This window comes from Variovorax sp. P1_H12_2 (assembly GCF_056405335.1).
In genome coordinates this window covers 1-8,291 of sequence record NZ_JBFUCI010000292.1, presented here as the reverse complement: position 1 = coordinate 8,291, position 8,291 = coordinate 1, and the positions used below count along the sequence as shown (strand labels likewise).

Sequence of the window (8,291 nt, the reverse complement as noted above, 5' to 3'; positions counted from 1 at the left end):
GTCTTCGGCGTGGTCGGCAATCCACACCACCTGGTCCGGATGCAACCTGGGGTTGAGCGTGTGCAGCACGGCGCCGGAACCCGACACCGCGTAGTACAGCTCCATGTGGCGGTAGCCGTTCCATGCGAGCGTCGCGACACGATCGCCGAAGCGGATGCCGTTCGCCGCCAGCGCGTTGGCCATGCGGCGTGCGCGCTGGGCGAGGTCGCCGTATGTCTGGCGATGCAGGTCGCCTTCGACGCGGCGCGAGACGATTTCCTGGTCGCCATGGTGACGCTCCGCATGATTGAGGAGCGTCGAGATCAGCAGCGGCTGCTGCATCATGTTTGCGTTCACGGTGGGTGCCGTGGGCGTGGCTTGTGGAGCAGTGTCTTGGGTTAGGGCGGTGGCTGTCATTGGTGTCTTCAATCTGTGCTTATGCGGCGGCGAAAATGTATGGGTCCGGCAGATGAAGCTGTCCCTCTCACCGAGGCAGTTCCCCCAGACTGCGGCACTTATTCGGTGCGGCGAACCAAGGCGACCTTGCCGAGCAGCATGTTGCGGTCGGTCGGCTGCGCCGAAGCGCATGGCGCAGCCCGCCGCCGTGGGCCCGCGGCTGCGCACGGACCCGCGGACCCGCGGGCCGGCGGACTCAAACGCTGAAGCTGCTCACGTCGACCGGCTTGACGCCGTTGGCGCGGCAGAAGTTCAAGTAGCGCTCGACCATCGACTTCCAGTTCTCGATGGCGAGCACCGCACCCTCGGGGCTCATGAGGTTCCAGTCGCCCTGGACGATGTTGAGCGTGATGACCTCGTCGTCGCCCACGCTGATGGGCGTGTGACGCGAGCCGGCGGTCTCGAAGACGAAGCTGCCGGGGCCGGCAACCCAGTCGTGCTCGATGTACTTCCAGCGGCCGGCGATCGTCCAGACCTGCACCGTGCCCGAGTGGTGGTGCATCGGCAGCGTGCTGTTGGGGGGCACCTTCAGCAGGGCGGTCCACTCGCCGCGGATCGGGTCGACCTTGATGAGCTTCAGGAAGAAATTGTCGCTGTAGGGCACGAAGGGCATCCAGGGCAGCGACTCGACGTCAATCAGGGCGGTATCGATGGTCTCGTAGAACATGGTCATGTGGTCTCTCTTGGTGGGTATGGAGGAGGTGGTGAGGGGACGGGCAGCGTTGCGGCGGCGATCGACTTCGCCGAAGAACTCGAGCAGGCGCTCGACGACCCAGGCGGGCCGTTCCTCGGGGATCCAGTGGCCGCAGCCTTCGGCCACGCCGCCGCGCACGTCGCAAGCGACGCGCTGCCACGAGTCCATCGCGTACAGGCCGCGGCCGACGTTGGGCGCACCGCCGCCGTACACGAGGATCGGCATCGCGAGCTTGCCCTGCTTGATGAAGGCCTGGTTGTCCTTGGCGTCCTGCGCCCACTCCCGGTAGTAGTTGAAGCCGGAGCGCATCCCGCCGGGCTGGGTGTAGGTGCGCAGGTACTCGCGCTGCGCCTCTTCGGAGATGGCGTCGGGCCGCGCGCCGCCCTTGCGGTACATGTAGCGCAGGTAGATCTCTTCGCGGCCGGCCACCAGCGCCTCGGGCAGGTCGGCCTCGGCGTGGAAGCCGAAGTGCCAGCGCCCGAGCGCGGTGAGCACCGAGCCGTCGCCCGGCACCGGGGCGTCGAAGATCGCCATCGACGTCACCGCGTCGCGGTGCTGGGCGGCCAGCGCATAGGCCACCGGGCCGCCCCAGTCGTGCGCCGCGACGTGGAACTGCTTTTCGCCGAGCACGTCGTGCATCAGGCGCCAGATGTCGTTCGCGACGGTCGTGGTGTCGTAGCCCACCGCGGGCCGCGACGATTCGCCGAGGCCCCGCAGGTCCACCGCGACGACGCGGTAGCGCTGCATCAGCCCGGGCAGCACGTCGCGCCACATGTACCAGGTCTGCGGCCAGCCGTGCAGGAACACGATGGCCGGGCCCTGCCCGCCGCTGACGTAGTGCAGTCGCACGTCGCCGAGGTCGGCCCAGTCGTGCCGGAGATTCAGTTCGAGAGCGCGGTCCATAGCTGTCTCCTTCAGAACGGCCGGTCGCCAACGATGGTGGCGCGGTTCATCTTGCGATGGCACGGCGCGTAATCCATCACCGCGTAGTGCTGTGTGCAGCGGTTGTCCCAGATCGCCACGTCGTTGGCCTGCCAGCGCCAGCGCAACTGGTACTCGGGAATGAAGGCCTGGCTGATCAGGTACTGCAGCAACTGGGACGCGCCGGGGTGCCAGTCCTGGCCGAAGCGGACGTTCCTGGCGTTGTGGAAGTTGGTCAGGTGCGTGGTGAAGGCGCCGACGAACAGGCTTTTCCTGCCGGTCACCGGATGCGTGCGAACGACCGGATGCTCGGGGTCGGGGAAGCGCGCCTTCATCGCCAGGCGGTCGTCGATCGGCTTGGCCGCCATGAACACCGATTCCATGCTGTGGCGCGCACGCAGGTCGGCGATGGTCTCCTTGATGTGCTCGGGCAGCCGCTCGTAGGCCAGTTCCATGTTGGCCCACATCGTGTCGCCGCCCACCGGCGGGCATTCGACGCAACGCAGCACCGCGCCCATCGGCGGGCACTCGGCCCAGGTGGAATCGTTGTGCCAGGAGTTCTCGTAGCGCTCGGGCGGGCTGTCGGGCGTCTTCCAGATCTGGATGATGCCGGGCTCGCCCTCGGCGCTGTTGACCAGCGGATGGTCTTGGAGCTCGCCGAAGTGGCGCGCGAAGGCGGCGTGTTCGGCGTCGGTGATCTGCTGGTTGCGCAGGAACAGCACCTTGTGCTCGAGCAGCAGCGCCTTGATCTCCTGGGCCAGGGGCGAGTTGCGCGAGGCCTCGGCCAGGCTGACGCCCTGGATCTCGGCGCCCAGGGCGCAGGTCAGCGGAATGACGTTCATCGTGTGTCTCCAATCGGGTTCGGTGAGCGCCGGCCCTTGCCGGACCGGACAGTCGCCGGAGTCTCATCGCGGCGTGAGTGAAATTGTGTGCTCCGTCGATCGGCGTGACTTGACGTTTCGGGAATTTCGTTTGACATTTCGGGAAAGGAAGCCGAGCATTTCTGGAAAGGCAGTTGCGCCCATGACGATCCTGGTACGCGCCGCGACGCTGACGAACTTCGAGGCGGTGGCGTCGGCCTGCGGGCTTGATGCGCAGGGGCTTCTGGGCGAGGCCGGGCTGCCCGCGCAAAGCCTGGCCGACCCCRACCTGATGGTGCCGGCGGCCGCCGTGGGCGCGTTGCTCGAACTGGCGGCAGAGCGCGCGGGCGAGCCTGCCTTCGGCCTGCGCATGGCCGCTTCGCGGCGCCTGTCCAACCTCGGGCCGCTGGGCCTGCTGTTGCGGGACCAGCCGACGTTGCGGCAGGCCCTCGAGGCGCTGATCGCGCGTATCCACCTGCACAACGAGGCGATGTCGGTCTCGGTCGTGCCGGAGGGTCCGATCGTCGCCATTCGTGAGGAGATGGTGTACGAGGGCGGGCAGTCGGTGCGCCAGCCGATCGAACTTGCAATGGGCACCACCTTCCGCCTGCTCGGCATCTTCCTCGGCGACGGCTGGCGTCCGCGCCTGGTGACCTTCCGCCACCCCGCGCCGCCGAGCAGGGCCTGGCACCGGCACGTGTTCGGCGATTCGGTCGCGTTCGGCGAGGAGTTCAACGAGATCGTCTGCAACGCGGCCGATCTGGAGGCACCGAACCCGGGCGCAGATCCGGTGATGGCGCGCTATACGAAGCGGCTGCTGGAGCGCGATCCGGGCCAGAGCGCGTCGATGTCGGACCGAGTCCGTCGCCTGATCGTGCTGCTGATGCCGCGCGGCCATTGCCGGGTGGAGAGCGTCGCCCAGCACCTGGGCATCGACCGCAGGACCGTCGCCAACCACCTGGCTGCGGAGAAGACCTCCTTCAGCATCCTGGTCGACACAATGCGGCGCGAACTGCTGGCTCACTACCTGCGGGACGCCTCTCGGCCGCTGTCGGACGTGGCGACGCTCCTCGGGTTCTCGGAACTCAGCGCGTTCTCGCGCTGGCATCGGCGACAGTTCGGCGTGGCGCCACGAACCCGTCGCGCGGGCATTGCGGCGGGCCCTTGAAATTCCCCTACGCCCCGTCTTCTGACAAGCACTTGCGATCACGCGTGGTGTACTGCCATGCACCGCAGTGCCGCCGTGTCGCCGTGTCGCCGTGTCGCCGTGTCGCTAACACGGTACTAGCACGAGGCTACACGGTCGCTTACACGGCAGCTCAGCCGGCCGGCCTGTAGTGGATCACCCAGGCCCCGCCATTTAGCGAGGCGCCTTTCGCCGAAATTCCGCTTCGGATTGCGGATTCAATCGGCCGATGCAACACACGACAGACTGCGTAGGCAGAAGGAGTGTTGCAGATGAAGTATCGAACGCGGACCTACTACTCGGCCAGCCAGAAGGCGCTTATGTGGGAGCGCTGGAAGCAAGGTCAAGTGCCTTCATGCGTCGTCCCGCCCTGGTCGAAGGATTCCGGCGTGTCATGCGCACCGCCGTTCGACCGGCGCAAGGCCGATCGAGAAGTAATTGAACGTCGGCTTTGCGGTGCGCCAATATGAGTCTCGAATGACTCGTGTGGGCCCATTCGAGCCCGCCAGCGGACATCATGATTGTCGGAAAGCGGTCGTCGGCAGCGCCAGCCAACCCGCGACCAGTTCGTGCTTACGTTGCACCTGCAAAAGGCAAAGTACAGTGACTCAAAACCCGCGAAAGGCAAACTCCAGTGACTCACCAGGGCAAAGTACGTTGACACACCGATCTGCTCTCTAGAGGGGAGGGCGCGTGCGCCGGTGGCAAAGTCCAGTGGCTTTCCGCATGGACGCTGCGCAGGTGATGGGCCGTGACCTTGACCAGTTGCAGCTTGGTGCGCGCCCCTCAACGACCCGGTTTCTCTGCGCAGCATGCTGCTCGGCTACACGGCGCCGCCGAGGCCACCGGTTACTACGTGCGCGGTCCCCCGGTCGCTCACGTTTTGCCCGATGGTGTCGGGAATAGAGACGCTGAGGCTGCCACGGCCCGCGCCGGCACTGTTCAACGGCGTGGCAACGTCCTTCACTTCCGTGGGCTTCGGAATCGTCGCCGGCACCGCCGACGGGATGTTCGCGGGCACGGGTGACGGAATCGTGGGGCTGGCGACGACGGCGGCCTGGTAGGCGGCCTTGCTGTCCATGCCGGTCGCCACAAGGCGTTGGTACTGCGCGCGTGCAGTGCCGAGCGCGCCGCCGAAGGCCTCAGCCGACAGATGCGCCTTGTTGTTGCCGCTGCCCGCGTAAAAGCTCTTGCCGGTCGAGGGGTCCGCGATGGATGCCCACTCCTTCGCGCCAGCCTTCTGCGCGCTCGCGAGGTCGCCGCCGCCACGGATGTAGCTGGCGATCTCGGGCCGCTTCTTGTCGGCCAGGTACTCGCCGAAGATGCGTTCCTGAAGCTCGGGCGTGAATTTCTCGTCGCCCTTCAGGCCCATTGAGCCCACCGCGCCCTTCAACGTCGAGGGGATCACCTGATACTTGCCCACGGCAAACAGACGGTCCTTGTCGCCCTTCGGCAGCGACTGCGCGGCCATGATCTGATCGATCGTCATGTTCGAGAAGTCCATGCTCGCGCCGCGCGAGTCGCCGGCCTGGCCCCGATTGAACGAGCCGTAGCCGCCTTCCCCCTTCGCGATCAGGTCGCCTAGAGAGCCGCCAGCAGCGCGAGCGCCTTGCTGGAGCGCGCCCACGGGCGCACCGGCCGTGCTCTCGGTGCCGCGCGCCACGTCGTAGCCCGCTTTCGCCTGACCAGCGGCCGCAGCGCCAGCCGAATAGGCGCGTTTTGCGGTGTTGGGCACCAGGGCGGCCGCGCCGGTCTTTGCCGCGTCGAGCGCGTCCGCGCCGTAGCCCTTCGCCGCCGACCAGCCCGCGATCGCGACGCCCTTCGTCTTCTCCCAGGCATTGCCGGCCACCTCGCCCACCTTGTCGGCGGCCGCGGTCACGTTCTGCTTCACGTCGATGCCGGTCTTGTCCTTGAACCAACTGTTCATGCCGTCCGCGAGCGATGACACCTTGTCGGCCAGCGTGCCCGCCGCCTCCTTCGTCGAGTCCCACCACGCGCCGGCCTTCGTCGTGATGTCGCCCCAGGTCGTTTTCGCGTCGGTCACGAGGGAGTCCCATGCCGCGCCAAGGCCAGTCGTGAACACGTCCCACCCTTGGATGACCTTGCCGCCGACATCCGAGTCCACAAAGCTCTTCGTCCACTCGCCGACGGCGCCGCCGATCTTTTCGCCGAGCATCGCGCCGAGGTAGCCGCCGACGACGGTGCCGATCGGCCCCAGCAGCGAGCCGACGGCCGCGCCAGCAGCGCCGCCAACACCCATGCCGACAGCCTCACCCGTGTCGCGATAGCGCTGCGTGCGGTTTTCCTCCGGCGACTTGCTCGGGTCGTCGTCCATGCCGAAGGCCGAGCCCAGCGCCATGCCGCCGGAAATGAGCGCGCCGAGCACCGGGATGCGCTTCAGCAGCTTGCCGCCGCCCTTCAGCAGCCCCTTGCCCTTGCCCAGCAGGCCGCCAGCAGCTGAGCCGCCAGCAGCGCCAAGCAAGCCGCCCAGGCCGCCACCGCCGCCCCCGCCGAAGAGGCCGCCGCCAACAACCTGCTGCGCCTTCTGCGATCCCGGCGTGAGAGCCTTCAGGAACCGGCGATACCAGACTTCCCTCTTGCGCTCGGACGTGCGCCCGAAGAGCGAGAACAGGCCGCGCCCGAGAGGGCTCACCACGTCCTTGACCTCCTTCATCGCGTTCACGGTCGGATCGATGTTGTCGGCCGCTTGCAGGCTCGATGCGAGCTTGCCAAGCGAGTCATTCATGCGCCCGAGGGCACTGCTACTCAAAACGCCGCCGCCACTCGCGCCGCCGCTGGCGGGGCGCTGGCCCGCCACGAAGCGGCCGCTGGCGCCGCGCGGCTGCGCGACCACGACGGCGCCGCGCGCGACCGCGCTGCGCAGCACAGGTGCACTACGGCCCGCAGGCACCACGGCCGAAGGCGTGATCCGCCAGTTCCCACCGGCCGCGCGGCTCGTCGAGGGTGCACGAGGCGCAGCGCCAGGGCGGCCGGTACGCACGACCGTGGAAATCTGGGCATTGATGGCTGTGCGCACTGCCCGCAAGTCGGTGCGGATGGCCTTCCAGATGGCGATGCCTTGTTGCTGCGCGCGCATGAGGTCACGGCCGTTCTCGATCACCTCGCCGATCAGAAATCCTTGCACGTCGCTTTTGAAAACGGATGCCATGTGTTATGTACTTTCAGAAAAAGCGGCGCACGAAGTCCGCTAGAAATTGATCAGGTGGAGCCGGCGGAGGTGCCGGCGGCTCGACGCTAGGGGCCGCAGCAATAGGCCGAGGTGCGGTCCATGTCGGATCGGACGTAAAACGCCCTCGGAGGGCGACACGCCCCCGCTCGATGTCGGCGAGGCGCTCCGAATCGGCTGCCAGTTGCTTGACCCGCTGGTCAGTCGTCTTCATGCCGCCCCTTCGAGGTCTTCGGCGTGCCAGGTTGCGAGCAGCGCGTGGCCGGGCAGCAGCGGCGCTCCGGGCACATCGAGGTCCACGTCATGTCCGGCGAGGGCCAGCACGCAGCAGATGTCGGCAGCGCCCGTCTCAGCGTCGGCGACGACGAGGTAGGCGCCCGGAGCGGGCATCACGCGGTCCAAATCGAACACAACGCGCCGGTAACTCGGCAGCGGCTCGCCGGGCTCGTGCGGTGCGACGGCACCCAAGGCGCGGGCCAACTCGATGGCATCTTCTTCGACGATCTGAAAGCGAGCGTCGCCGAGCGGGTTGAAGCGCGTCGTCGCATCGCCGCCAAGGCGGTCGAGCAGGTCATCGGCCACAGCGAGCACGGCGGCATCAGGTTGAAGCTCGGCGCGGCTCAAGGCGACACCTCCGCCAGCACCTGCACGAGCAGCGCTTCGCCGGGCTGGAGAAAGTCGAGCGCCTCGTTGCGCACGGCGTCGCCGCCAAGGTCGAACCCTTCAGGTGCGGGGTCATGAACGTCTTCGCCGGTCAGCGACAGCATGAAGATCAGTTTTACGCCGGCCGCGGTGTCGATCGTGACGTACTGGCCGGAGCGCCGCTGGGGTTGGTCTTCGGTGTTCTCGAAACGGACGCGCATGCACAGCGAAGGCAGCGAGTTCTCATCGATGGCGCCAGCCGCCAAGGCCAGGTCTGTCGCGTCGGGATCGACGATCTGGAACTTCGCGAAGCCGACCTGCACGAACTCCGCCTCGACCTCGTCGGCCGCCTGCCACGTGCTGGGA

At 67.3% G+C, this 8,291-nt stretch carries 7 protein-coding genes; 1 reads left to right on the top strand and 6 read right to left on the bottom strand.

What is annotated here, in order from left to right; translation table 11 throughout:
* The 3 genes from AC1D2K_RS24245 to AC1D2K_RS24235 form a co-directional block, all read right to left on the bottom strand.
* Positions 1 to 336, bottom strand: a 336-nt coding sequence (locus AC1D2K_RS24245) for an AMP-binding protein (RefSeq protein ID WP_478091594.1), incomplete at its 3' end; no start/stop codon positions are given.
* A gap of 295 nt (positions 337 to 631) precedes the next feature.
* The gene (locus AC1D2K_RS24240) at positions 632 to 2,032 is read right to left on the bottom strand and encodes an alpha/beta fold hydrolase (RefSeq protein WP_478091593.1); all 1,401 of its coding nucleotides are present in this window, start codon (positions 2,030 to 2,032) and stop codon (positions 632 to 634) included.
* Between the two features lie 11 nt (positions 2,033 to 2,043).
* Complete coding sequence (locus AC1D2K_RS24235; RefSeq protein WP_478091592.1) at positions 2,044 to 2,892, bottom strand: TauD/TfdA dioxygenase family protein; 849 nt, start codon at positions 2,890 to 2,892, stop codon at positions 2,044 to 2,046.
* On the opposite strand from AC1D2K_RS24235, the gene AC1D2K_RS24230 reads away from it, so the two are divergent.
* Complete coding sequence (locus AC1D2K_RS24230) at positions 2,882 to 4,078, top strand: AraC family transcriptional regulator (RefSeq protein WP_478091591.1); 1,197 nt, start codon at positions 2,882 to 2,884, stop codon at positions 4,076 to 4,078. The genes AC1D2K_RS24235 and AC1D2K_RS24230 overlap by 11 nt on opposite strands.
* An 841-nt stretch (positions 4,079 to 4,919) precedes the next feature.
* Here AC1D2K_RS24230 and AC1D2K_RS24225 read toward each other — a convergent pair.
* From AC1D2K_RS24225 to AC1D2K_RS24215, 3 genes are all read right to left on the bottom strand, one after another.
* Entirely contained in the window at positions 4,920 to 7,265 is a 2,346-nt protein-coding gene (locus AC1D2K_RS24225) for a hypothetical protein (RefSeq protein ID WP_478091590.1), read from the bottom strand.
* A 228-nt stretch (positions 7,266 to 7,493) separates the two neighbouring features.
* Positions 7,494 to 7,907, bottom strand: coding sequence for a hypothetical protein (locus tag AC1D2K_RS24220; protein ID WP_478091588.1), 414 nt, complete (start codon positions 7,905 to 7,907; stop codon positions 7,494 to 7,496).
* Positions 7,904 to 8,291, bottom strand: a 388-nt coding sequence (locus tag AC1D2K_RS24215) for a hypothetical protein (protein WP_478091586.1), incomplete at its 5' end; no start/stop codon positions are given. The genes AC1D2K_RS24215 and AC1D2K_RS24220, both read right to left, overlap by 4 nt.